Source organism: Ruegeria sp. C6 (assembly GCF_056537625.1).
Genome location: NZ_JBQFRW010000001.1, coordinates 905,705 through 929,450, shown reverse-complemented (window position 1 = coordinate 929,450; position 23,746 = coordinate 905,705). Strand labels below are relative to the sequence as shown.

Here is a 23,746-nt window from a genome sequence, read left to right as displayed (position 1 = left end):
AGGCGGAGAACCGAAGATGTCAAATCAGTTGATGGCCGGAAAACGCGGCCTCATCATGGGACTGGCCAATGACAAATCAATCGCATGGGGTATCGCCCGCGCCTTGTCCGACGCCGGGGCCGAGTTGGCCTTTTCCTATCAGGGGGACGCCCTAAAAAAACGCGTCGATCCATTGGCGGCGCAGTTGGGCAGCGAGATCGTTTTGCCCTGTGACGTCAGCGACGAAGAATCAATTAATGAACTCTTCAGCGCGCTCGAAAAGAAATGGGGTAAACTGGATTTCGTCGTCCACGCCATTGGCTTTTCTGACAAGAACGAATTGCGCGGGCGCTACGTCGACACATCGCGCGCGAACTTTAACCTGACGATGGATGTTTCGGTCTACTCTTTCACCGCCGTTATGCAGCGCGCGGAGAAAATGATGAACGAAGGCGGCAGTGCGATCACCCTCACCTATTACGGCGCTGAACAGGTCATGCCACACTACAATGTAATGGGTGTTGCAAAAGCCGCCCTTGAGGCATCCGTAAAGTATCTGGCCGAGGATTTGGGCAAAGACGGCATTCGCGTGAATTCGATCTCGGCAGGCCCGATCAAGACGCTCGCGGCCAGCGGCATCGGCGATTTCCGTTACATCATGAAGTGGAACGAGTATAACTCGCCCCTGCGCCGGAATGTGACCATCGATGATGTTGGTAAATCGGCCCTGTATCTGCTGTCTGATCTCAGCAGCGGAGTGACAGGTGAGAATCTGCACGTGGATTCAGGTTATCACATCGTCGGAATGAAGGCCGTCGACGCGCCGGACGTTGAAAAAGGATAATAGACAATGAGCGCCAAGGACCGCCTGCCACACGAAAAAGGCTTCCACATCAGCTGGGATCAGATTCATCGCGACTCGCGCGCTCTTGCGTGGCGTCTGGATGGGCAAGGACCAGATGATGGCGCTTGGCGTGCGGTCGTGGCAATTACACGTGGCGGCATGGCCCCCGCAATGATCGTCAGCCGCGAACTGGATATCCGTACGGTCGATACCGTCAGCGTGAAATCCTATCATCATCAGGCGCAGGGCGAAGCAGAAATTCTCAAAGCGCCCAATGTTGATCTGATGGGTGATGGCACCGGTATTCTGATCATCGACGATCTGGTCGATAGCGGCAAAACGCTGGAACTGGTGCGCGAGATGTTCCCCAAAGCGCATTTCGCGACCGTATACGCCAAGCCTAAAGGCCGTCCGATGGTAGACACCTTCATTACCGAGGTCAGTCAGGACACATGGATTTTCTTCCCATGGGACATGGCCCTGCAATATGTCGAACCCTATCGGGGCACTGATTAATCAAGCGTTTCAACTAAGCGCTGAAATCACGGACTCACCATGACAATGACCCGCACTACCGCCACCTTTGCCCCTCCGGTGATGGAGGCACGCCGTTGGCTGGACGGGGTCGAGTTCGCGGTTGACCGTCCGTTGATCAATGTCAGTCAAGCGGCTCCAGTCGATCCGCCCCCGTTAGCGCTGCGGCAAGCAATGGCCGAATTCGCAGTCGAGCAGGACAGCGCACATCTTTACGGCCCGGTCTTGGGCAACGATGATCTGCGGTCCGAGCTCGCGGCTCAGATCAGCGCACATTATGCGGCTGAGGTAACGGCGAATCAGATCGCAATCACCTCGGGCTGCAATCAGGCCTTTTCAGCCGTGATTTCGGCAATTACCGATCAGGGGGATGAGGTGATCCTTCCGACCCCTTGGTACTTCAATCACAAGATGTGGCTGGATATGGCTGGGGTAAAAACCGTTGATTTGCCCACAGACGATGATTTGCTTCCCGATCTGGAACGCGCCCGCGCCCTTATCACCGAAAAGACACGGGCGATTTCGTTGGTGACGCCGAATAATCCCGGTGGTGTCGAATACCCTTCGGACTTGGTGCGCCGCTTCTATGATCTTGCGCGGGAAACGGGGCTTCGTCTGTTGGTTGACGAAACCTATCGCGATTTCGACAGCCGATCAGGCGCGCCTCATGACCTGTTCCAGCAATCGGGTTGGGACGATACGTTTGTCCATCTCTACTCGTTCTCAAAAGCCTATCGCCTGACCGGTCACCGTGTTGGCGCGATTTCAACCAGCCCCGCCCTTTTGGCGGAGATCGAGAAATTTCTGGACACGGTCGCAATCTGCCCCGGCCAGATCGGCCAGTTTGCCGCGCTTTGGGGCATGCGGAACTTGACCCAATGGGTTGCGGGTGAACGAGATGAAATTCTCGACCGAAGAGCGGCCATCGCGGAAGGAATGCCACGCCTTGAAGACAAAGGCTGGCGTCTTTTGGGACTTGGCGCTTACTTTGCCTACCTCGAACATCCCTTTGGCATCGCTTCCGACGAATTGGCCCGACGGCTGGTACCCGAGGCAGGTATACTGCTTTTGCCGGGTACCATGTTCATGCCAGAGGGCGATTCCGCGGGAAAGCGGCAGGTTCGTGTAGCATTTGCCAACCTCGACCGCGCCGGTATCGCGCAATTGTTCGACCGATTGCAGGGCTTGTCCTTCTAAGCTTGCCCCCCGGCTGCACGCATCGTATTCAGGGCCGCAACCGACTGGGCAGACATTTGCCGACAAAACCAAGAGGGCACCATGGCCGCAGGCATGAAAAACCTATCCAAAACCTTTGTCTGGATTCTCATGGGTCTTTTGATGCTGGGCCTTGCGGGCTTTGGCGCCACCAGCCTGACCGGAACCGTGCGTACGGTTGCGCAGGTCGGTGATGAAAGCATTTCGGTCGACGCGTATTTTCGTGAGCTTCAGCGCGAGATCCGGGCCGTCGAAGCGCAAACCGGTCAGGCAATGCAGATTTCGCAGGCATATGATCTTGGCCTTGATCAACTTGCCCTTTCGCGCCTGATCGCGCTGGCCGCAATCGATAACGAGGTCGGACAGCTTGGCATTTCGATCGGTGACGAGAACCTGCAGGACGAGATTGTACAGATACCGGCGTTCCAAGGTGTAAACGGTACATTCGACCGCGAAGCCTATCGCTTTCAGCTGGAACAGGTCGGAATGACCGATTCCGAATTCGAATCGGATCTGCGCAAAGAATCTTCACGCACCATCGTGCAAGGTGCGGTCATGAGCGGTGTTGAAATGCCCCGTACGCTGACCGAGGCTTTGTCGAACTATGTGCTGGCCCGCCGCAGCTTTACCGTGGCGACCCTGTCAGCCGACCTTCTCGAAACGCCCGTGGCCCAACCCACAGACGCGCAGATTCAGACATATTACGATGAGAATACCGATCAGTTCACACTGCCCCGCACCAAGCAACTGACCTACGCCATTCTGTCGCCCGACATGCTGCTCGATACGATCGAAGTGGACGAAGATTCTCTGCGCCGTCTATACGACCAACGCGCTGACGAATTTTTCCAACCCGAGCGCCGCTTGGTCGAGCGCCTTCCCTATCCCAGCGAAGAATCCGCAACCGAGGCGCTGGCACAACTTGAAGTTGGCGGGGCCGATTTCGAACAGTTGGTCCGCGAACGTCAGCTTGAGCTTAGCGATGTTGATCTGGGCGATGTCACCCGTGAAGATCTGGGCGATGCAGCCGACGCCGTGTTTGCCGCCGAGATCGACGATGTGGTCGGCCCGCTTCCCACGGTGTTCGGCCCTGCCCTGTTCCGGATCAATGGATCGCTGGCCGAGAACAATGTCAGTTTCGAAGACGCCGAACCCGAACTTCGTGCAGAACTCGCCGCCGACCGAGCGCGCCGTCAGATCGAAGCACAGGCCGAAGACATCAACGACCTGCTTGCAGGCGGCGCAACACTGGAAGAACTGGCCGGTGAGACCGAGATGGAACTGGGTCAGATCGACTGGACCCAGCAAAGCGACGATGGCGTTGCCGCGTATGACGGCTTCCGCTCAGTCGCTGAGGCTGTGCAAGAAGGTGATTTCCCAGAGGTCGCGTTCCTTGAAGATGGTTCGATCTTTGCGCTGCGCTTGAATGAAGTGCTAGAGCCGCGCCCGGAACCTCTGGAAAGCGCCCGTGACCGTGTCGCCGAGGCATGGCTGCAGGTAGAAACTGCGAAAGCGCTGCAAAATCAGGGCAACACGGTTCTGACCCAACTTGCAACAGATGGCGACTTTACCGCCACAGGCCTGCCCTTCCGCGTCGAAAATGCGCTGACACGTACCGCATTCCTCGAGGATGTTCCCGTGGACTTCATGACTCAGGTGTTTGAAATGGACCCTGGCGAGCTGCGTGTCATTCCCGGAAACGGTAACGCCCTGATCGTGCGTCTGGATGAAGAGCTGCCTCCGGCGGAAACCGATGAGCAACGCCAGATGCAGGATGCACTGGCTGCGCAATTGAGCCAGGCGCTGGCGCAGAACATCTTTGACATCTATGTGCGCAATGCCCAGACACGCGCACGCCCTGTGCTGGATCAGCAAGCGCTGAACGCGGTACGGGCCAGTTACTAAAAGAGACAGAACATGGCCCTGACCCCGGATTTCGAAAGTTTCGCGCGCGCTTATGATGCGGGCGAAAATCAGGTCGTCTATACCCGCCTCGCCGCTGATCTGGATACGCCGGTTTCACTAATGCTGAAACTGACAGGCGCTCAGAAAGACGCCTTCATGCTCGAGTCGGTAACCGGGGGTGAAGTGCGTGGGCGCTATTCGATCATCGGAATGAAGCCCGATCTGATTTGGCGCTGTCAAGGCGAGACATCGGCCTTGAACCGATCAGCCCGCTTCGATGCCGAGGCGTTCGAGCCACAGGATGGCAACCCGATGGACAACTTGCGCGCCTTGTTGGCTGAAAGCCGCATCGCGCTTCCCGATGACCTGCCGCAGGCCGCCGCTGGCCTGTTTGGCTATCTGGGCTACGACATGGTCCGGTTGGTGGAATACCTGCCGGATGTGAACCTTGACCCGTTGGGCCTGCCCGATGCGATCATGCTGCGCCCCTCGGTCATTGCTGTGTTGGACGGCGTCAAAGGCGAGGTTACCGTGGTGTCGCCCGCATGGGCCAGCGAGGGCCAAAGCGCCAAAGCCGCCTATGCGCAGGCCGCTGAGCGTGTGATGGATGCCGTGCGTGATCTTGAGCGTGCCATGCCGGCCGAGACGCGCGATCTGGGTGACGCAATTGAAGTTGGGGCTCCTGTCTCTAACTTCACCAAATCGGGCTATATGGAAGCCGTTGAAAAGGCCAAGGAATATATCCGTGCGGGTGATATCTTTCAGGTCGTCCCGGCCCAACGCTGGACACAGGATTTTCCACAACCGCCATTTGCCCTCTACCGCTCGCTGCGGCGCACCAACCCGTCGCCATTCATGTTCTATTTCAACTTCGGCGGCTTTCAGGTCGTAGGTGCAAGCCCAGAAATTCTGGTGCGTGTCTTCGGCAATGAGGTCACGATCCGCCCTATCGCGGGTACCCGCCCGCGTGGCGCGACGCCCGAAGAAGACAAGGCCAACGAAATCGACCTGCTGGCCGACAAAAAAGAACTCGCCGAGCACCTCATGTTGCTGGACCTGGGCCGCAATGACACCGGGCGTGTTTCTAAGATTGGAACCGTGCGTCCTACCGAAGAGTTCATCATCGAGCGCTACAGCCACGTGATGCACATCGTATCAAACGTGGTCGGTGAACTGGCCGAAGACAAGGACGCATTGGACGCGTTCTTTGCCGGGATGCCTGCAGGCACGGTATCAGGCGCGCCCAAAGTGCGCGCGATGGAGATCATCGACGAGTTGGAGCCTGAAAAGCGCGGCATCTACGGTGGCGGTGTCGGGTATTTCAGCGCAGGCGGCGACATGGATATGTGCATCGCGCTGCGGACGGCCATTGTGAAAGACCACAAACTGTATATCCAAGCTGGAGGCGGCGTTGTCTATGACAGCGACCCCGAAGCGGAATACATGGAGACCGTCCATAAATCGAACGCCATTCGCCGCGCGGCTGCGGATGCGGCGCGGTTTACAGGCAGCGGAAACAGCTAGCGGGGTGGCGGATGGTCGCTGCCATCACCCGTCCGTCAGCGATCCGGCAACGCCCTGCTGGACTTCTTTCATCATCACGGCAGAAATTGGGGCCATCGCCACGCGGCTGCCGCGATCCTCAAGCCCCCACAGCAACAGGGCCGAGATCGTCTCGGGACGCAGACGACCCAGCATCACCACGGCACCTTCCTGTCCGGCGCGGAAGGCTGCCTGATCCAGAAAACGCCGCATGATCTTGGGGTCCTGTTTGGCACCATCGAAATCGCGGAACACTACGCTGGATGGAATGCCGTTGCGCGCTGCAAGCTTTTGCGCAGTGTTTAGACCATTGTCCTGCGTCACCAGCCCGCGCCCGGTATCTCCGGCAATCGCCGCAACCTGATCAGCCAGCTTTCGGTTGCCCTGAATGCCGCTTCCGACACCTTCCAGAATGCCAACGGTTTGAGGCAATTGATCCAACCACACCGACAACGACACCTCAGCGTCCTGAGCACTGGCGGCTTCGTGCATGTCAACCAAGGCCAATACTTCAAATCCAGCCTCGCGATGACGGGCCATTTTTTCCGCTGCATTAGGGTCCGACGGGCTGACGGCAAAACTTAGCGGGTATGGGAAATCCTGCAACGCCTCGGCCCCAAAAGCCCCTTCATCATCGATCAGAATGATCGACATCAATGGCTTGGATTCTGGGTTTTCGAAGGTGGCAGCATGTGCTTCGATGGGCTTGGCCACCACTTCTGGAGTAATCACGGCTTGTTCGACGGGCGGGTCATCCCTCTCGGTTAGGGGCACGACACGCTTGCCGATCAACGAGCCGGAACCTGTGGCCCCCTCTCCGCCAATTTGCGGCAGGGTCAATACGCGCGGCTGACGTACAGGGCGGGTATCTTCTTCACCCTCAACCGCGATTGGATTTTCATCAGGCACGGGTTCCGCTTCCTGAGCCTCTGGAGCTGCCTCCGGCACATCCGCGTTCTCAGGCTGCAAGGCAGCGACCCGAGGGGCCTCCTTGGGCGTTTCTTCCGCCACCTGCGGTTCCGGGGCTTCCTCGGGCGCAGGCGCTGCTGGAGCATCCGCGAGCGCTGCCGGTTCGGCTTCCTGTTGTGGCGAGGTCGGTTCGGCAAGTGGATTTGGCGGTGCCGCGGGCGCTTCGGTTTGAACGGTCACGTCAGAAGATGAGATCGCTGCAGGTGCCTCGGCTACGGTCGGTGCTCCACCCGCCTCAGGACGGGCACCGGGCTCAAGCTCGATACCTGCCAGGCCATCCAGCGAATCTGATGATAGATCGGGGGTTTCAGGGCCGGATGGTGGCAACTCAACCAGATCGGCATCGGCATTGCTTTCTTCAACTTTCGCAGGCTCCAGGGGCTGCGGAGTATCAGCCACTTCGGGCGCGGTTGCCGTCACATCTGGTTTACGTGACAAAGGAGTTGTCAGCGAAAGAACCGCGCCCAGTGCCAATACCGAGACCGCCCCGGCGATCACTCCACCGTAAAATCCGCTCATCGAAATCTCGCCTCTCGCGTTGTTTCGTGCCTCATCCACCCAGACGCCATCTTCCGCGGCGCTCACCCGCACGGTGTCAAGTTGGGTATGTCCTCTTGACGCTGCCGCACAAGCCTGAGCATGTATGTCCCGACATTATACCGCGCTCAGGGACTGCATCGCCAGCCCGAAATGCCCATAGGAAGATAAGTGCCCAAATGCTGCTGCTGATCGACAACTATGACTCGTTTACCTACAACCTCGTTCATTATCTGGGTGAGCTCGGGGCCGAGATGGTCGTGCGCCGGAACGACGCGCTGGACGTACAGGAAGCAATGGCGATGAACCCGGCTGGTATTCTGCTCAGCCCCGGCCCATGTGACCCCGATCAGGCGGGTATCTGTCTGGCGCTGACCGAGGCGGCAGCCGAAACGCAAACACCGCTGATGGGTGTCTGTCTGGGGCATCAAACCATCGGTCAGGCATTTGGCGGCAAGGTTGTGCGCTGTCATGAGATCGTGCACGGGAAAATGGGCACGATGAAACACACCGGCAAAGGTGTATTCGCTGGCCTGCCCTCGCCCTTCGAGGCCACCCGGTATCATTCGCTTGTTGTAGAACGCGAAAGCCTGCCCGATTGCCTTGAGATCACGGCCGAGCTTGAGGATGGCACGATTATGGGTCTGCAGCACAAAGAACTGCCGATCCACGGCGTCCAGTTTCACCCGGAATCCATCGCGTCCGAGCATGGTCACGCCCTGCTTAAGAACTTCCTGAACGAAATGAAAGTCCCCGCATGAGCGACGCTCTGAAACCTCTGATCGGTGCTGCGGCCGATCGACCTTTGACCCGTGCCGAGGCTGAACAGGCCTTTGGCATCCTCTTTGATGGGGCCGCCACGCCCAGCCAGATCGGCGGGTTGCTGATGGCAATGCGCACGCGCGGCGAGACGGTCGAGGAATACGCCGCCGCCGCTGCCGTAATGCGCGCGAAATGCAATGCAGTGAAAGCTCCCGCTGGCGCGATGGACATCGTTGGCACGGGGGGCGACGGCAAAGGAACACTCAATATCTCGACAGCCACGGCTTTTGTGACGGCTGGCGCCGGTGTCACCGTTGCAAAACACGGTAATCGGAATCTGAGCTCGAAATCCGGCGCAGCAGATGCTCTTGGGCAGCTAGGTATCAACGTAATGGTCGGCCCGGAAGTCGTTGAAAAAGCGCTGAAAGAGGTCGGTATCGGCTTTATGATGGCCCCAATGCACCACCCGGCGATCGCTCATGTCATGCCTTCGCGGCAAGAACTGGGGACGCGCACGATTTTCAACATTCTGGGCCCCCTGACCAACCCCGCCGGAGTGAAGCGCCAACTGACCGGTGCGTTCAGCCGCGACCTGATCCGCCCGATGGCCGAAACTCTGGGTCTGCTTGGGGCTGAACATGCCTGGCTAGTCCACGGCTCAGACGGTACGGATGAGCTTACGATCACCGGGGTCAGCTGGGTCGCATCAGTTGAGGACGGCGTTGTCAAAGAGGTCGAGCTTCACCCCGAAGATGCAGGCCTTCCGGTGCATCCGTTCGAAGATATCATCGGCGGCACGCCCGAAGAGAACGCGGTCGCCTTCCGCGCCCTGCTGGATGGGGCACCTTCAGCCTACCGCGACGCGGTGTTGCTAAACTCGGCAGCGGCGCTGGTCGTTGCAGATGCGGCACGCGATCTGCGCGAGGGCGTTTCGATGGCCACAGAAAGCATTGATAGCGGCAAGGCCCGTGAAAAGATCACCGCGCTGGCGCGCATTACACAGGAAGCCGCATGACCGAGACCGTTCTGGACAAAATCAAAGCGTACAAGCTGGAAGAGATCGCTGCGGATAAGGCGCATAAGCCTCTGGAAACACTAGAATCTGAGGCACGGAACGCACCCGAGGTACGCGGTTTTGCCGAAGCCCTGCATTCGGCTATGCGCAAGGGGTACGGATTGATCGCCGAGGTCAAAAAGGCCAGCCCGTCCAAAGGTCTGATCCGCGCTGATTTCGATCCGCCCGCGCTTGCCAAAGCTTATGAAGAGGGCGGCGCGGCTTGCCTGTCGGTTCTGACGGACACGCCTAGCTTTCAGGGTGACAAGTCCTTTCTGACCGAAGCGCGCGCGGCCTGTTCGTTGCCAGCATTGCGGAAGGACTTCATGTACGACCCCTATCAGGTGGTCGAAGCGCGTGCATTGGGTGCGGATTGCATCCTGATCATCATGGCATCGGTCAGCGATGCACAGGCCGCCGAGCTTGAGCAAACCGCGTTTGACTGGGGCATGGATGTTCTGATCGAAGTCCATGACGCAGACGAGCTTGAGCGGGCATCGCAGCTGAAAAGCCCGCTGATCGGGATAAACAACCGCAATCTCAAGACCTTCGAGACGACTCTTGATACAACTCGTCATCTGTCAAAGCTGGTTCCAGCGGATCGCACGATCGTCTGCGAGAGCGGCCTGAGCACTCCGGCGGACCTCGCCGATATCGCCCGCTACGGTGCGCGCTGTTTCCTTATTGGTGAAAGCCTGATGCGTCAGGATGATGTAGCTTCGGCAACTCGAGCACTGCTCGCCAACCCGCTCATTCCCGGAGTGATGTGATGCCGCTGACCCATTTTGATGCCAAAGGTGAGGCCCATATGGTGGATGTGTCCGACAAGGCTGTCACTGACCGGGTTGCGGTTGCATCTGGATACATCAAGATGGCGAAGGAAACCTTTGATATCATTTCAGAAGGACGCGCTAAGAAAGGCGATGTTCTTGGTGTTGCCAGACTTGCGGGCATAATGGGCGCCAAGAAAACGCCTGACCTGATACCTCTGTGTCATCCGCTACCCGTGACCAAAGTCGCCATTGAACTGAGCTTAGACCCGAACCTTCCCGGCGTTCAGATTGAAGCAACTGTAAAAACTTCGGGCCAGACCGGCGTAGAGATGGAAGCGCTGACAGCAGTCTCGACAGCCGCACTGACGGTTTACGATATGGCGAAGGCCGTGGACAAATCGATGGAGATCGGCGGCATTCGTGTTCTACTGAAAGACGGCGGAAAATCAGGGCGTTACGAGGCATCATGATCTCGGTTGAAGAAGCGCGGGCTCTGCTGTTCGATCTGGTCTCACCGCTGCCCGCAGAAACGGTTGCCCTTGCCGAGGCTGCCGGTCGTATCCTGGCAGAAAACGTTGCAGCAACGCGTGATCAGCCGCCTTTTGCTGCGTCATCGATGGATGGGTACGCCGTCAGGGCGGCCGAAGTCGAACTGCATGCAATGTTCAAAGTGGTTGGCGAAGCAGCGGCCGGACGTCGCTTTGCTGGAAGCGTCGGACCCGGCCAAGCTGTGCGGATATTCACTGGTGCGCCTGTGCCGGATGGTGCAGATTTCGTCGTCATACAGGAAGATGTCGACCGACGCGGTGATCTGATCACCATAACCGACGCCCCCGGTGAAAAGGCCAATATCCGCCCTGCGGGGATCGATTTCAGCATCGGTACGCAGATCACGGCCCCGCGCCAGCTCAGACCCGAAGATGTCGCATTAATGGCAGCGATGAACATCGCTTCGGTCCCTGTGACCCGCAAACCCGTGGTTGCACTAATCTCAACCGGTGACGAACTGGTGATGCCCGGAGAAACACCCGGCCCCGATCAGATCATCGCCTCAAATACCTTTGGTCTTAAGGCGTTACTGGAAGATGCTGGCGCACAAGTTCGTGTACTTCCTATCGCACAAGATACCTTAGCGTCATTAGAAACAGCTTTTGGCTTGGCACAGGGCGCTGACCTTGTGGTGACAATCGGAGGGGCGTCGGTTGGCGAGTACGACCTGGTTGCGGATGTCTCGGAAGGTCTTGGGCTGAAGCAATCGTTCTACAAGATACGCATGCGACCGGGTAAACCACTGATGGCCGGGCGGCTTGGGCATGCTGCGATGGTCGGTCTACCCGGAAACCCGGTCAGTGCCATGGTGTGCGGCTATCTGTTTCTTATCCCGATGGTGCGCCGCATGTCGGGGATCGAAAGGGTCCTGAACCCGTTCAAGCGCGCCCGCCTTTCTGCCCCGCTCGGAAAAAATGGCCCGCGTGAGCATTATATGCGGGCGGTGTTGGACAGCGGCGGCATCCGCGCCTGTGATGATCAGGACAGCTCGCTGCTAAGTGTTTTGGCGCAAGCCAATGCACTATTGGTACGCCAACCCCACGATCCCGCGCGCGAGGCCGGGGATGAGGTCCTTTACCTGCCGATCTAGCAAATCCGTTGACACAAAACGTGAACATGCGTAGAACAAAAGAAAACGCATGAGCGACGAGGTATGAGCAATGCTGACCAAGAAGCAATTGGATTTGCTGGAATTCATCCACAAACGCGTGCAAGCGGACGGTGTTCCGCCCAGTTTTGATGAGATGAAGGCCGCGTTGGATCTACGGTCAAAATCCGGGATTCATCGACTGATCACCGCGCTGGAAGAACGTGGCTTTATCCGCCGCCTTGCCCATCGAGCCCGTGCCATCGAAATTGTCAAGCTGCCAGAAAGCCTTGGGGGAGAGCCCACGGCAGGTTTCAAACCGCGTGTGATTGAAGGCGATCGCCCTGAAGGTCCACGCCCCGCGAACTTTGAACCCGTCACAGTTGATGCGATGGAATTGCCTGTTATGGGCCGGATTGCTGCCGGTGTACCGATCGAAGCGATCAGCCATGTTTCGCACCGCGTTGCGGTACCGGGCTCGATGGTTTCGGGCCGTGGTGAACATTATGCGCTTGAGGTTCGTGGCGACTCGATGATCGACGCCGGTATCAACGATGGCGATGTCGTGGTGATCCGCGAAACAACGGCCGCTGACAACGGTGACATCGTGGTGGCATTGGTGGAAGATCAGGAAGCCACGCTGAAACGGTTTTTCCGCCGAGGTCAGGCCATTGCGCTGGAAGCGGCGAATCCGGCCTATGAGACCCGCGTGCTGCCAGAGGACAAGGTGAAAGTTCAGGGCCGCCTGGTAGGCTTGATCCGAAGCTACTGAGGCAGCTTGGGGGACCATAGGCGGCGGCCTGAGATATCAGAACTCGCGAACAAACGCCCCTTGGATAACGCAAGACTGCCTGTCTTCCGCAGAAATTCCGTATCGTAAACGCTGCATTCACCGGTCAAAGTCAACGACACCGGGGCGACAATGATCTGATCTTTCCTGCATTCCTGAAAGGCGCTCGCAGCCCGCTTGCCAGTCAAGTGGACAAGCTCTTTGTCTCCCAGAAGAAAACGTTGAAATCCCGCTGATGCCTCTGGCCATCGCAAAGCGGCCTTTGGTTGATCTGCCCCGTCCCCGTCATTTTCCAGCCACACCGACGCGACAAATCCGCTGCCTTTCGGTTTGCTCAGCGCGCGCCCGTGTTCAGTCATCACTCCGACCAGCCCGCCGGTATCGGCGATCAGCACGTCTGGGCGGCTTCCCTGACCCCACAGCGCTATCGCTAGTGCTGCCGGAGCGATGCCGAGCCACCGTGCGCGCCCTTGCCACAGCATTAGCCACAGAAGAGACAGAGCCAGAGCAGGCAATACGAAATAGTCTGGGCTTACTACGTACCCGCGCGTGCCCTCCAGTCCCGCGACCCAATTGGCAACGGTAAGGATCCATCTCAGCCCAAGACCCATTACGTGCAATGCAATCGCTTCAAGCCCAAAAGGTGCAAGAAGGGCGGCGACCACCGCACTTGGAACGACCAGCGTTCCCATGACGGGCACGGAGACGAGATTTGCCAACAACCCATAGTGCGAAATAGCGTTAAAATGCGCCGCCCCGATCGGAGCTGTCGCGATCCCCGCGATCGCCGAGGATGTCAACAAGGCCAGCACAGGCCGCAGCCACTTTGGGCCTGGCATTGGGCCATAGTCCCGCAATGCGCCGAACCCTGCGACCAAGGCGGTTGTAGCAGCAAAAGACATCTGAAATCCGGGGCTCAATAGAGTTTCCGGGCGCAAGGTAAGAACAATCAGCGCAGCCATGGCCACCGCCCGCAATGAAATCGCGCGCCGGTCCAACAATACGGCCCCCAGCATAACGCAGACCATCACAAAGGCGCGCTCAGTCGCGACGTTCCCACCAGACAGAAGCAGGTAGATTGTCGACGCGAATAACGCGCAGAGCGCGGCCACCTTGCGTACGGGCATGCGAAGCGCGATGACAGGTACCATTGAGAACCCCATGCGGCATGCCACAAAAACGAAACCGGTCAACAAACCCATGTGAAGGCCCGAAATCGCCAGAAAATGAGCCAGGTTGGACGCGCGCAACGCCTCTAACGAGGCCTGCCCCATCCCGCTGCGATCACCGGTAGTTACAGCGGCGGCAAAGCCCCCGACTTCGCCCGGCAGGATCGTGCGCACCCGATCCGAGATCTCCATGCGCCAGGCCGTGATACGCACTCCGTCCAAACCATCTTGCGCCGCAGCCGACGTCAGGACCGGAACCCGAGTGTATCCAACAGCGCCGAGTTGCTGGAACCAGGCGTGGCGGCGAAAATCAAAACCTCCGGGTTCAACTGGCCCTTGCGGCGGCGAAAGATGTGCTGTGGTCATAATCCGCTGACCCGGGGACAGCGCAACTGACTCACCGTGAATAGAAAGCCGGATGCGCCGGGGTCTTTGATCAGCAGGAACGTCCCCGATCCGCACCTGATCCAATGTCACCCTCAGCGCATCCGACGCAGAGCGGTCCAGCGCTACGACCCTCCCCTCGACCGGGCCATAGTAACGCCATTGCAGGACCGGCTCCGCAACCATATGTGCCCGCGCCCCGGCCAGAGCGAACCCCATCGCGATCAGGGCTAAGCCAGTGGCCAGCGGTGACCACGCGGCCCCCATCCAACGGGTGGAGGCAAGCGCCAGCAAGGCAAGCGCCAGAACGCCGACATAGAGCTCAACCTCGGGTTCGAACCTGAGGCTGAAATACCAACCAATCCCGACCGCCAGGCAGATCGGGGACCACGGAAACAAGTGTCCCCGCTGGGTCAGCAATGCGGTCTCGACCCGTGTCAGAACACGCATGGTTGCCCCCGTCCTTCGGGCTGGGTAGATAGTCGCCAAACTATGCCCGCTAAGGTTACCAAAAGGTTAATCCACACCATGTCCGATCAGGTCGTCACCCGTTTTGCCCCCTCTCCCACCGGATTTCTGCATATCGGTGGCGCCCGCACTGCGCTGTTCAACTGGCTTTATGCGCGGGGTCGCGGCGGCAAGTTCCTGTTGCGGATCGAGGATACCGATCGGGAACGTTCCACGCCGGAAGCAACAGCGGCCATACTGCAAGGCATGGACTGGCTAGGGCTTGATCATGACGGTGAGGTCGTCAGCCAATTCGAGGGTGCCCCTCGACATGCAGAGGTCGCGCATCAGTTGCTGTCCGACGGCAAGGCATACAAGTGCTTTTCGACGCAGGAAGAAATCGCTGCGTTCCGCGAACAGGCCCGGGCCGAAGGGAAATCGACCCTGTTCCGCAGCCCATGGCGCGAGGCCGACCCGGCCACCCATCCGGACGCCCCTTACGTGATCCGCATCAAGGCCCCGCAAGACGGCACCACCGTGATCCGTGATCAAGTGCAGGGCGATGTGACTATTCGAAATGAGCAATTGGACGACATGATCCTGCTGCGTTCGGATGGGACTCCGGTCTATATGCTGGCTGTTGTGGTTGATGATCACGATATGGGCGTAACCCATGTGATCCGGGGCGACGATCACCTCAACAACGCCGCCCGTCAGATGATGATCTACGAGGCGATGGGTTGGGATGTACCAGTCTGGGCGCATATCCCTTTGATCCATGGACCCGATGGGAAAAAGCTCAGCAAACGTCACGGTGCGTTGGGGGCGCAAGAATATCAGGCCATGGGATATCCGGCATCCGGAATGCGCAACTATCTGGCTCGGCTGGGCTGGAGCCATGGGGATGATGAGTTCTTTACCGATGCCCAAGCTAAAGAGTGGTTCGATCTGGATGGCATTGGCAAAAGCCCGGCGCGGTTTGATGTGAAGAAGCTTGAAAACCTTTGTGGACAACATATTGCCGTCGGGGAAGATGCCGCGCTGCAGCATGAAATTCAGGGATATCTGAAGTCAGCTGGTTTGCCGCCGCTTTCTGAAACACAATCCAGTGATTTGGTCCGTGCGATGTATTGCCTCAAGGACCGCGCACGCACGTTCCCGGAACTCATTGAAAAAGCTCATTTTGTGCTTACGTCGCGACCTATCCAGCCAGATGAAAAGGCCGCAAAGGCGCTGGCATCTGTATCCGACGGTATACTGAAAGAATTGACGCCGCAGCTGCAAAATGCTAGCTGGTCCCGGAACGAACTGGAGGAGACCCTGAATTCGTTCGCAGAGGCGAATGGGGTTAAGTTCGGCAAATTGGCTGGTCCGCTGCGGGCGGCACTAGCGGGCCGGGCAGTTACACCTTCGGTATTTGACATGATGCTTGTGCTTGGGCGCGATGAAACCCTGGCGCGGCTTTCTGATGCAGCGAACCCGGCCTGATTTCACATAAGGGTAACGCTGCTCCGTTAAGAACGGACTGCGCGACGGAACGCAGTCGTTGCCTGCTTTGTCGGACAGCGATCCGGCATGCGCACGAATGAAGAAGGGACAAACATGACCGAGAGCAAAAAATCAGCCAAACTGACTGTCCACGGCGAAAGCTATGATCTGCCGGTGTTTTCTCCGACCGCTGGGCCCGATGTGATCGATATCCGCAAGCTCTATGGTCAGGCTGGCGTCTTTACTTATGATCCGGGTTTCACTTCCACCGCAAGCTGTGACAGCACCATTACATTCATCGACGGTGACAAGGGCGAGTTGCTGCATCGCGGTTATCCGATCGAACAGATCGCCTCGAAGTCGCATTTCCTCGAACTCAGCTATCTGCTGCTGTATGGCGAGCTGCCTTCGGCGAAGGATCTGGAGAACTTCGAGACCACAATCACCCGCCACACGATGCTGCACGAGCAGATGCAGTATTTCTATCGCGGATTCCGCCGGGATGCGCATCCGATGGCCATCATGGTGGGTGTGGTTGGTGCCATGTCCGCGTTCTATCACGATTCGACCGACATCGCGGACCCGCGTCAGCGTGAAGTAGCTTCGCACCGTTTGATCGCAAAAATGCCGACCATCGCGGCCTGGGCCTACAAATACCATATTGGTCAGCCCTTCGTGTATCCGCGCAACGACCTGGACTATGCGTCAAACTTCCTGCGCATGTGTTTTGCCGTTCCTGCCGAAGATTACGAGGTGAACCCGATTCTGGCACGCGCCATGGATCGTATCTTCATGCTGCAGGCGGATCACGAACAGAACGCCTCGACTTCGACGGTGCGTCTGGCATCTTCTTCGGGTGCAAACCCATTCGCCTGTATCGCGGCCGGTATCGCCTGTCTATGGGGTCCGGCCCATGGTGGTGCGAACCAGGCTTGCCTTGAAATGCTGGAAGAGATCGGCAGCGTCGACCGCATCCCCGAGTTTATCGAGCGCGCCAAAGACAAAGATGACCCGTTCCGTCTGATGGGCTTTGGCCACCGCGTCTACAAGAACTTCGATCCACGCGCGAAAGTGATGAAGCAATCGGCAGACGAAGTGCTTGACCTGCTGGGCGTGGAAAACAATCCCAAACTACAGGTCGCGAAGGCGCTGGAAAAACAGGCTCTGGAAGATCCGTATTTCATCGAGAAGAAACTGTTCCCGAATGTCGACTTCTATTCGGGCATCGTGATGGAAGCGATGGGCTTCCCGACCTCGATGTTCACGCCAATCTTCGCGTTGTCACGTACCGTTGGCTGGGTTAGCCAGTGGAAAGAAATGATTGCCGATCCACAGAATAAGATCGGACGCCCACGTCAGCTATATCTGGGCGCGACCAACCGCGATTACGTGGACATCGAAAACCGCTGATCCACACACAATATCGATGTTAAGACCCCGGTTATCCGGGGTCTTTTTTCCGTAGCGTCACCAAAATGAGACCGTTCGAAACCAAACGTAAATGACTGTTTCGATGCATCTTTCCGCACTGCGTTAGTCCGCCTAATGTTGCCGCGTCCGGCGAATAGTGTTTGGTTCTCATGCGTTTAATCCTCTTGTTCATTATGTTGCTACTTGCGCAATCGGCATCCGCTCAAAGCGTGCTGGAACGTGCTTTTGAGAAGCAGCAGCAGGAAAACGCCGCCGGATCGCTGGCAATCTTAGGGCTAGCAGGCATCCCGGACGATTCTGCCAGCGCAATCTCGCTGCAATCAAATACAGACAATCGCGATTACGATTTCAAATCCGCCCAGCTGGGCGGCGGGTTTCGCCTTGCTGAGGGCGTGCCGATCTATCTTGAGGGGTATATAGGCTATGCGCGCTATGACCCCGTTCTGACCTTCAGCGGCACCGGAGATACCACGCGTATACCGCTGAAATGGACCAGCCTCGCCCTGACCGGCGGTGTCGGCTATCAGTTCGACATCGGCGAGTATTGGAAAATGACCCCGATGGCCCATATCTCGGTCGGACGTACGCAATCCGACGCATCTGTCGGTGCGCAAGCCATCGCCAACCGCCTGGGGCTTGATCGAGACTTTCTCGAAAGCGGCGGCATCTGGGCTGGTGGCGCAGGCGGATCGATGACGGTCTCGTACGAGAAAGTTCTGTCCAACGACCGAGAATTCGAGGCAAGCCTGCGCTATACCCATATCGAATACTGGCCTATCGGAGACAACGAGGACTTGTTGGTTGAATCAACTGCCGCAAATGCAGTTCTGTGGTCACGCTACCGCTTTCCAACTGGAAAACGCATGTTCGGTCGCCCGGTCCGCTGGGTGGGCGATCTGTCCCTGTCCTATCTGATCGGGGATCAGTCACTTGTATTGGGCACCGACTGGCTGGCCCGCGTAGGTGGCGGGATCGAGGTTGATCTGTCCGACACATGGGTGCCTTGGGTATCAACGACACGGTTTATGGTCCGTTATTACGGCAGCGATACGGTTAACGGATTCTCCGCCGGGATTGGCATCAGTTTCTGAACAAAGGTTTCAGAACAAAGCCAGCTGATCACCGGGCTGAGGTGGCGGCGCAAAAGCCGCACAGTTTAGTGGCGGCATATCAGTCGACAGCCCGAGACGTTTGACTGCGGCCTTGAACCGTTGCGCAATCATCTCGGCATAGGTCCCTTCGCCCCGCATGCGGTGGCCCCATCGGGGATCATACTCCCTACCCCCATGCATTTCGCGCAGCCGTGCCATCACCTTCTCAGCCCTGCCCGGCTGATGTTCGATCAGCCACTCGCGCCAGAGCGCGGATACTTCACGGGGAAGTCGCAGCATGATCCAGCTTGCAGCATCGGCGCCAGCCTGCTTTCCGGCCTCCAGCAGACTTTCCAGCTCATGATCGGTTAATCCGGGCACGATTGGAGACGTCATAACGCGCACAGGCACGCCAGCCTCGGTCAGGTTGCGGATCATTCCGAGCCTGCGCTGCGGTGAAGGCGCCCGGGGTTCCATCCGTCGGGAAAGATCGCGGTCCAATGTGGTCAGCGAGATGCCAACCCGGACAAGGCCATTGCGGGCCATCGGTGCCAGAATATCAAGATCACGCTCGATCAGAGTCCCCTTGGTCACAATACCGACCGGATGTTGAAAATCTCTCAGAACCTTTAGACAGCTTCTTGTTATCTTGCGGTTTTTTTCAATCGGTTGATAGGGATCGGTGTTGGTTCCCAGTGCAATCGTGGCCACCTTGTAAGAACGTGCCGAGAGTTCGCGACGCAATAGCTCAGCCGCATTGGGTCGCGCAACAAGGCGGGTTTCGAAATCCAAACCCGGAGACAGCCCCAGATACGCATGCGTTGGCCGAGCAAAGCAATACACGCATCCATGCTCGCAGCCCCGATATGGGTTTATGGATCGGTCAAAAGGTAGGTCCGGCGACTTGTTATAGGTGATCAGATTGCGCGCCATTTCTTCCCGAACTTCGGTCCGCAACGGGGGCAGTTCCTCTGGCAAATCCCAGCCATCTTCGGTCAACTCGGTTGTAAACCTCTCGAATCGACCTGCTTCGTTTGAGGTTGCTCCGCGCCCAGGGCTTTTGATGGCAGCAGTCATTTGTTCGCCTTTTGTTCCTATCACTAGATGTAATTAAAACCAGTTTCACTGGCAAGATTCATGTTTCGATTCCCAAAAATCATCAGATGCTCGAAACCGACGACGCATTAGACTGCAGGTGAATTTACCGTGGCTAATGAAACCAATGCAGGATGATCTTGCAAAATTCGATGTCGCTGAGTGCGAATATTCGGCCTATAGGTCGGTCTCAGAACGACCTAGGTCGCAATCGTCACAGTAGACCTGCGACGAAATGGCCAAAACGGTGAAAATGCCACCACGGGCCGCAGGCCCGCACAGCTCAGGGAAATACCCATGTCTGATGAAGAAGACATCGTCCTATCCGAACTGAATGACGACGAACTCGTCGAACAGATGTTCGATGACCTTTATGACGGCCTGAAGGAAGAGATCGAAGAAGGTGTGAACATCCTGCTCGAGCGCGGATGGCAACCCTATGACATCCTGACCAAAGCGCTGGTTGGCGGCATGACAATTGTCGGCCACGACTTCCGCGACGGAATCCTGTTCGTGCCTGAGGTGCTGCTGGCGGCCAACGCCATGAAAGGCGGTATGGCGATCCTGAAGCCTCTGCTGGCTGAAACTGGTGCTCCGCGCGTTGGCAAGATGGTGATCGGCACCGTAAAGGGCGACATCCATGACATCGGCAAGAACCTTGTTGCGATGATGATGGAAGGCGCCGGGTTCGAAGTTGTCGATATCGGCATCAACAACCCGGTCGAGAACTACCTCGAAGCGCTGGAAAACGAACAGCCCGACATTCTGGGCATGTCCGCTCTGCTGACGACGACGATGCCTTATATGAAGGTCGTAATCGACACGTTGGTCGAACAAGGCCTGCGTGATGAGTACACCGTTCTGGTTGGCGGCGCTCCGCTGAACGAAGAGTTCGGCAAGGCGATCGGCGCTGACGGCTATTGCCGCGACGCAGCCGTGGCGGTGGAAATGGCCAAGGACTTCATGTCGCGCAAGCACAACCAACTGGCCGGCTAAGGCGCGAGATCATATCGTGAGACAGGCCGTCCTTTTTGGGGCGGCCTTTTTTGTCCGAACCTCGGGCACATATATAGCTAAAGACCAGCCAGAGAGATCAGATGACCGGCTCACAGATCCCAGACGATGACAGCCTGACCCGTCAAGGCTATGTCGCACCGCACAGCGCCGAGTCGATTCTTCTGATCGCATGCGGTGCACTGGCCCGCGAGATTCTGGACCTGAAAGAACGGAACGGCTGGGATCACATGGCCCTGACTTGCCTGCCCGCCATTTTGCATGTGCACCCGGAAAAGATCACACAGGCGGTCGAGGATGCGGTTGCCAAGCATCGGGGCTCATACGACCGCATCTACGTTGTCTATGCCGATTGTGGAACCGGTGGCTTGTTACAGGCAGCATGCGAGCGGCTGGGGGTCGAGATGATCCAAGGGCCCCATTGCTATTCTTTCTTCGAGGGCAATTTGGCCTTTGCCGCGCATGGCGACGATGAAACCACCGCTTTTTATCTGACAGATTTCCTTGCGCGGCAGTTTGATGCGTTTGTCTGGAAACCGCTGGGTCTGGACCGGCATCCTGAATTACGTGAGATGTATTTCGGCAATTACACCAAGCTCGTTTATCAGGCGCAAACCGATGATCCCGACTTGACCCGTCGCGCGCAGGAGTGCGCTGATCGGATGGGGCTGGAGTTCGAGCGTCGGCAAACCGGCTATGGCGATTTGGAAACCACGCTTGCTGACTGGGCAGCGCGCAAATCCACCTAAAAGTCAGGCGCTGGCCAATGCCACTTCGCGAATACGTTCTATCATAGCGCGTAACCCGTTTGAACGTTGGGCAGACAAATGATCCTGCAACCCCAGACGCGCGAGTTCTCCACCGGCATCAACACCGGGCACCTCGGCCACCGGCAAGCCGTTATACAGGCTACGCAGAACCGCAATCAGGCCCCGAACAATCAGGGCATCGCTGTCACCGTCAAAGCGGAATTGACCGCCCTCAATGGTTGGATGCAGCCAGACCTGACTGGCGCAACCATTCACCTTGGTCGCAGGGACTTTGAATGCATCATCCAGAGGCTCCATCGCTTTGCCCTGCTCGATCACATGGCGATAGCGGTCTTCCCAGTCCTCCAGGAACTCGAAATCCTCGACTATCTCTTCGAAGGCTGGCGTTGCCATATCGGGTCCGTCCTTGCGTTACGCATTCACAATTGTGAACTATGCTCAGCGTTACCGACTGTCCAGTCCCCAGCGTGGCTTTTCAAACGATCGAATTTGCGTTAACCCGATGCAGGTAAAGTTGCACAAAGTACTGGGTCCATGCACAAAACTCTGCCTGTTCTGATGATCTTCACAATGGCTCTGTCCGCTTGTAGCAACTGGAGCAACTCAAGCGCGAATCCATCGAACTGGTTTGGCAGCAGCACACCCAGCCCATCCGAAGTATCAGCCGATGACGCCAATGCATTGGTTCCCGAAAATGCCGACAAAAAAGGCCTGTTCGAGCGTCCGGACGCCGAGGATAACAGCGTTCCAATCGCCGTGATCAACGAATTGCGGATCGACCCAACCTCGACGGGCGCAATCATCTATGCGGCTGGCACAGCCATTCGACAGGGTGCGTTCAACGCACAGCTCGCGCGCGTAAGATCCGAAGAACTCAGCAAAAATGGCGTTATGGAGTTCACCTTCCGCGTGGATTACCCGGACTACGCCACTGCGCAGGGCACCGAACGGTCGCGGATGGTTTCAGAGGCCGTCAATGTAAGCCGAAAAGAACTGGAAGGTATTCGTTTAGTTCGGGTCAAAGGCCAGCAGAACGCGTTGGAATCTCGTCGCCGTTAAAGCGAGACAACCTGCACTGCCTGTCCCTTGGCGGCCAAAGCAATCTTTCCTTCGCAAAGCTTCAGCGCGTCCTCGCCAAAAACCTCGAACCGCCAACCGGACATGGCGGGAACTTCTCGTTCGCCTGCAGCGATCTGATCCAATTCCGCGCTGGAGGCGATCAATTTTGCGGCAACGCCTGCGCTTTCGGTCTTTGATTTCAAAAGAACGCGCAGCAAATCTGCAAGTGCCGGGTTGACCTTCAACTTGTCACGGCTGTTGTCAATTTTCGGCAATCGGTCTTGCGGGCAACCTACGCCCCGTTTTACCGCCTCCAGAATGCCTTCTGCGATTGCCCCTTTGCGCGCTTCGCGCAGCAACAAGCGCGACCCGCCCAGATCAGAGGGCGTCTTGGGCTTGGTCGAGGCCATCTCGATCAACGCATCGTCTTTGAACACACGGCTTCGTGGCACATTGTTCTCTTGCGCATAGGCCTCGCGGAACTGCGCCAGCTCTCGAACCACGGCCAGAAACTTGGCAGAGTTGGTCCGCGTTTTGACCCGCCGCCATGCCTCTTCCGGGCGAATGTCATATGTCTCGGGTCGGGTCAGTATGCGAAGCTCTTCTGCGACCCAGTGATCCCGGCGCGACTTCTTAAGTTCTGCAGCCAGATGCTCATAGATTTTCCGAAGATGGGTTACATCTGCCAATGCGTATGTTTTCTGCGCATCCGTCAGAGGGCGCCGTGACCAATCGGTGAAGCGAGAAGTTTTATCGACCCCTTCCTTGCAGATCTTCCGGACCAGAGTTTCATAGCCAACCTGTTCACCAAAACCGCAGACCATCGCAGCGACCTGAGTATCAAACAACGGAGTCGGAAAGACGCCCGCGTCGACCCAAAAAATTTCAAGATCCTGCCGCGCGGCGTGGAAAACCTTGACCACGCTTTCGTCGCTGAACAGCTGGTACAAAGGCTCCAGCGACATGCCGTCAGCCAATGGATCAACCAGAACGGCGCTGTCTTCATCTTCCGATGGCACTGCAAGCTGCACCAGACAGAGTTTCGAATAATAGGTCCGTTCGCGCAGAAATTCGGTATCTACAGTGACATAAGGATATTGTGCAGCAGCCGAGCAGAATGCGGCCAGCTCTTGCGTCGTCGTCAGGGTTTTCATGCGCGGTGCTGTTCTTGCTTTTGGTTATTGTGACTGCCCGTGCCGTCCTCGTCCCGAGCGATATGCGACCATAAGACGAATAACCTTTGCGTGTAAATCACCCC

22 protein-coding genes are annotated in these 23,746 nt (G+C 57.5%); 17 read left to right on the top strand and 5 right to left on the bottom strand.

The features are described from left to right. The first annotated feature begins 16 nt into the window (after positions 1–16). The 5 genes from fabI to trpE all read left to right on the top strand — a co-directional run bounded on the left by fabI (position 17) and on the right by trpE (position 6,001). Positions 17–823: an enoyl-ACP reductase FabI gene (gene fabI, locus ACR0MJ_RS04585; RefSeq protein WP_170405951.1), complete on the top strand. Its 807-nt coding sequence runs from the start codon at positions 17–19 to the stop codon at positions 821–823. A gap of 6 nt (positions 824–829) precedes the next feature. After that, on the top strand, positions 830–1,339 hold the full coding sequence (gpt, locus tag ACR0MJ_RS04580) for a xanthine phosphoribosyltransferase (protein ID WP_480759499.1): 510 nt from the start codon (positions 830–832) through the stop codon (positions 1,337–1,339). A 39-nt stretch (positions 1,340–1,378) separates the two neighbouring features. Continuing rightward, complete coding sequence (locus ACR0MJ_RS04575) at positions 1,379–2,554, top strand: aminotransferase (RefSeq protein ID WP_480759496.1); 1,176 nt, start codon at positions 1,379–1,381, stop codon at positions 2,552–2,554. Positions 2,555–2,635: 81 nt separating this feature from the next. Next, positions 2,636–4,477 carry a peptidyl-prolyl cis-trans isomerase gene (locus tag ACR0MJ_RS04570; RefSeq protein ID WP_480759492.1) on the top strand — a complete coding sequence of 614 codons (1,842 nt, stop codon included), beginning with the start codon at positions 2,636–2,638 and terminating at the stop codon, positions 4,475–4,477. 12 nt (positions 4,478–4,489) lie between these two features. Beyond that, a complete protein-coding gene (gene trpE, locus ACR0MJ_RS04565) occupies positions 4,490–6,001 on the top strand; it encodes an anthranilate synthase component I (protein ID WP_480759489.1) in 1,512 nt (503 codons plus the stop codon). A 24-nt stretch (positions 6,002–6,025) separates the two neighbouring features. On the opposite strand, the gene ACR0MJ_RS04560 is transcribed toward trpE, so the two are convergent. Then, positions 6,026–7,507 (bottom strand): divergent polysaccharide deacetylase family protein, encoded by a 1,482-nt coding sequence (locus tag ACR0MJ_RS04560; RefSeq protein WP_480759487.1) that lies wholly within the window; start codon positions 7,505–7,507, stop codon positions 6,026–6,028. A gap of 197 nt (positions 7,508–7,704) precedes the next feature. On the opposite strand from ACR0MJ_RS04560, the gene ACR0MJ_RS04555 reads away from it, so the two are divergent. From ACR0MJ_RS04555 to lexA, 6 genes are all read left to right on the top strand, one after another. Then, positions 7,705–8,286 (top strand): anthranilate synthase component II, encoded by a 582-nt coding sequence (locus tag ACR0MJ_RS04555; RefSeq protein ID WP_170392975.1) that lies wholly within the window; start codon positions 7,705–7,707, stop codon positions 8,284–8,286. Beyond that, the gene (gene trpD / locus ACR0MJ_RS04550; protein ID WP_170421815.1) at positions 8,283–9,302 is read left to right on the top strand and encodes an anthranilate phosphoribosyltransferase; all 1,020 of its coding nucleotides are present in this window, start codon (positions 8,283–8,285) and stop codon (positions 9,300–9,302) included. The genes ACR0MJ_RS04555 and trpD overlap by 4 nt, the downstream gene beginning before the upstream one ends. Further along, positions 9,299–10,111: an indole-3-glycerol phosphate synthase TrpC gene (trpC, locus tag ACR0MJ_RS04545; protein ID WP_170392973.1), complete on the top strand. Its 813-nt coding sequence runs from the start codon at positions 9,299–9,301 to the stop codon at positions 10,109–10,111. Before trpD ends, trpC begins: the two co-directional genes overlap by 4 nt. After that, a complete protein-coding gene (moaC, locus tag ACR0MJ_RS04540; protein WP_170421818.1) occupies positions 10,111–10,584 on the top strand; it encodes a cyclic pyranopterin monophosphate synthase MoaC in 474 nt (157 codons plus the stop codon). Before trpC ends, moaC begins: the two co-directional genes overlap by 1 nt. Then, positions 10,581–11,753, top strand: coding sequence for a molybdopterin molybdotransferase MoeA (locus ACR0MJ_RS04535; RefSeq protein WP_480759484.1), 1,173 nt, complete (start codon positions 10,581–10,583; stop codon positions 11,751–11,753). The genes moaC and ACR0MJ_RS04535 overlap by 4 nt, the downstream gene beginning before the upstream one ends. 70 nt (positions 11,754–11,823) lie before the next feature. Then, the gene (lexA, locus tag ACR0MJ_RS04530; RefSeq protein ID WP_170392970.1) at positions 11,824–12,522 is read left to right on the top strand and encodes a transcriptional repressor LexA; all 699 of its coding nucleotides are present in this window, start codon (positions 11,824–11,826) and stop codon (positions 12,520–12,522) included. Here lexA and ACR0MJ_RS04525 read toward each other — a convergent pair. Next, positions 12,516–14,543: a ComEC/Rec2 family competence protein gene (locus ACR0MJ_RS04525; RefSeq protein ID WP_480759482.1), complete on the bottom strand. Its 2,028-nt coding sequence runs from the start codon at positions 14,541–14,543 to the stop codon at positions 12,516–12,518. The genes lexA and ACR0MJ_RS04525 overlap by 7 nt on opposite strands. Positions 14,544–14,621: 78 nt before the next feature. Here ACR0MJ_RS04525 and gltX point away from each other — a divergent pair, with 78 nt between their 5' ends. The 3 genes from gltX (at position 14,622) to ACR0MJ_RS04510 (ending at position 18,550) form a co-directional block, all read left to right on the top strand. After that, the gene (gene gltX / locus ACR0MJ_RS04520) at positions 14,622–16,028 is read left to right on the top strand and encodes a glutamate--tRNA ligase (protein ID WP_480759479.1); all 1,407 of its coding nucleotides are present in this window, start codon (positions 14,622–14,624) and stop codon (positions 16,026–16,028) included. A 114-nt stretch (positions 16,029–16,142) separates the two neighbouring features. Next, positions 16,143–17,438: a citrate synthase gene (gltA, locus tag ACR0MJ_RS04515; protein ID WP_170392967.1), complete on the top strand. Its 1,296-nt coding sequence runs from the start codon at positions 16,143–16,145 to the stop codon at positions 17,436–17,438. Between the two features lie 170 nt (positions 17,439–17,608). Then, positions 17,609–18,550 (top strand): autotransporter outer membrane beta-barrel domain-containing protein, encoded by a 942-nt coding sequence (locus ACR0MJ_RS04510; RefSeq protein WP_480759476.1) that lies wholly within the window; start codon positions 17,609–17,611, stop codon positions 18,548–18,550. A 9-nt stretch (positions 18,551–18,559) separates the two neighbouring features. Here ACR0MJ_RS04510 and ACR0MJ_RS04505 read toward each other — a convergent pair whose 3' ends face one another. Continuing rightward, entirely contained in the window at positions 18,560–19,627 is a 1,068-nt protein-coding gene (locus ACR0MJ_RS04505) for a PA0069 family radical SAM protein (protein ID WP_480759474.1), read from the bottom strand. Between the two features lie 315 nt (positions 19,628–19,942). On the opposite strand from ACR0MJ_RS04505, the gene ACR0MJ_RS04500 reads away from it, so the two are divergent. Both ACR0MJ_RS04500 and ACR0MJ_RS04495 read left to right on the top strand, forming a co-directional pair. After that, entirely contained in the window at positions 19,943–20,641 is a 699-nt protein-coding gene (locus ACR0MJ_RS04500; RefSeq protein WP_170392964.1) for a corrinoid protein, read from the top strand. Positions 20,642–20,742: 101 nt separating this feature from the next. Beyond that, entirely contained in the window at positions 20,743–21,408 is a 666-nt protein-coding gene (locus tag ACR0MJ_RS04495; RefSeq protein ID WP_170595506.1) for a DUF1638 domain-containing protein, read from the top strand. Positions 21,409–21,411: 3 nt separating this feature from the next. Here the strand turns inward: ACR0MJ_RS04495 and ACR0MJ_RS04490 are convergent, their stop codons facing one another. Beyond that, complete coding sequence (locus ACR0MJ_RS04490) at positions 21,412–21,822, bottom strand: SufE family protein (protein ID WP_170595504.1); 411 nt, start codon at positions 21,820–21,822, stop codon at positions 21,412–21,414. Between the two features lie 141 nt (positions 21,823–21,963). On the opposite strand from ACR0MJ_RS04490, the gene ACR0MJ_RS04485 reads away from it, so the two are divergent. Continuing rightward, positions 21,964–22,488 carry a hypothetical protein gene (locus tag ACR0MJ_RS04485; RefSeq protein ID WP_170392961.1) on the top strand — a complete coding sequence of 175 codons (525 nt, stop codon included), beginning with the start codon at positions 21,964–21,966 and terminating at the stop codon, positions 22,486–22,488. Here the strand turns inward: ACR0MJ_RS04485 and rnd are convergent. Beyond that, complete coding sequence (gene rnd / locus ACR0MJ_RS04480; RefSeq protein WP_170406001.1) at positions 22,485–23,642, bottom strand: ribonuclease D; 1,158 nt, start codon at positions 23,640–23,642, stop codon at positions 22,485–22,487. The genes ACR0MJ_RS04485 and rnd overlap by 4 nt on opposite strands. Positions 23,643–23,746: the final 104 nt, after the last annotated feature.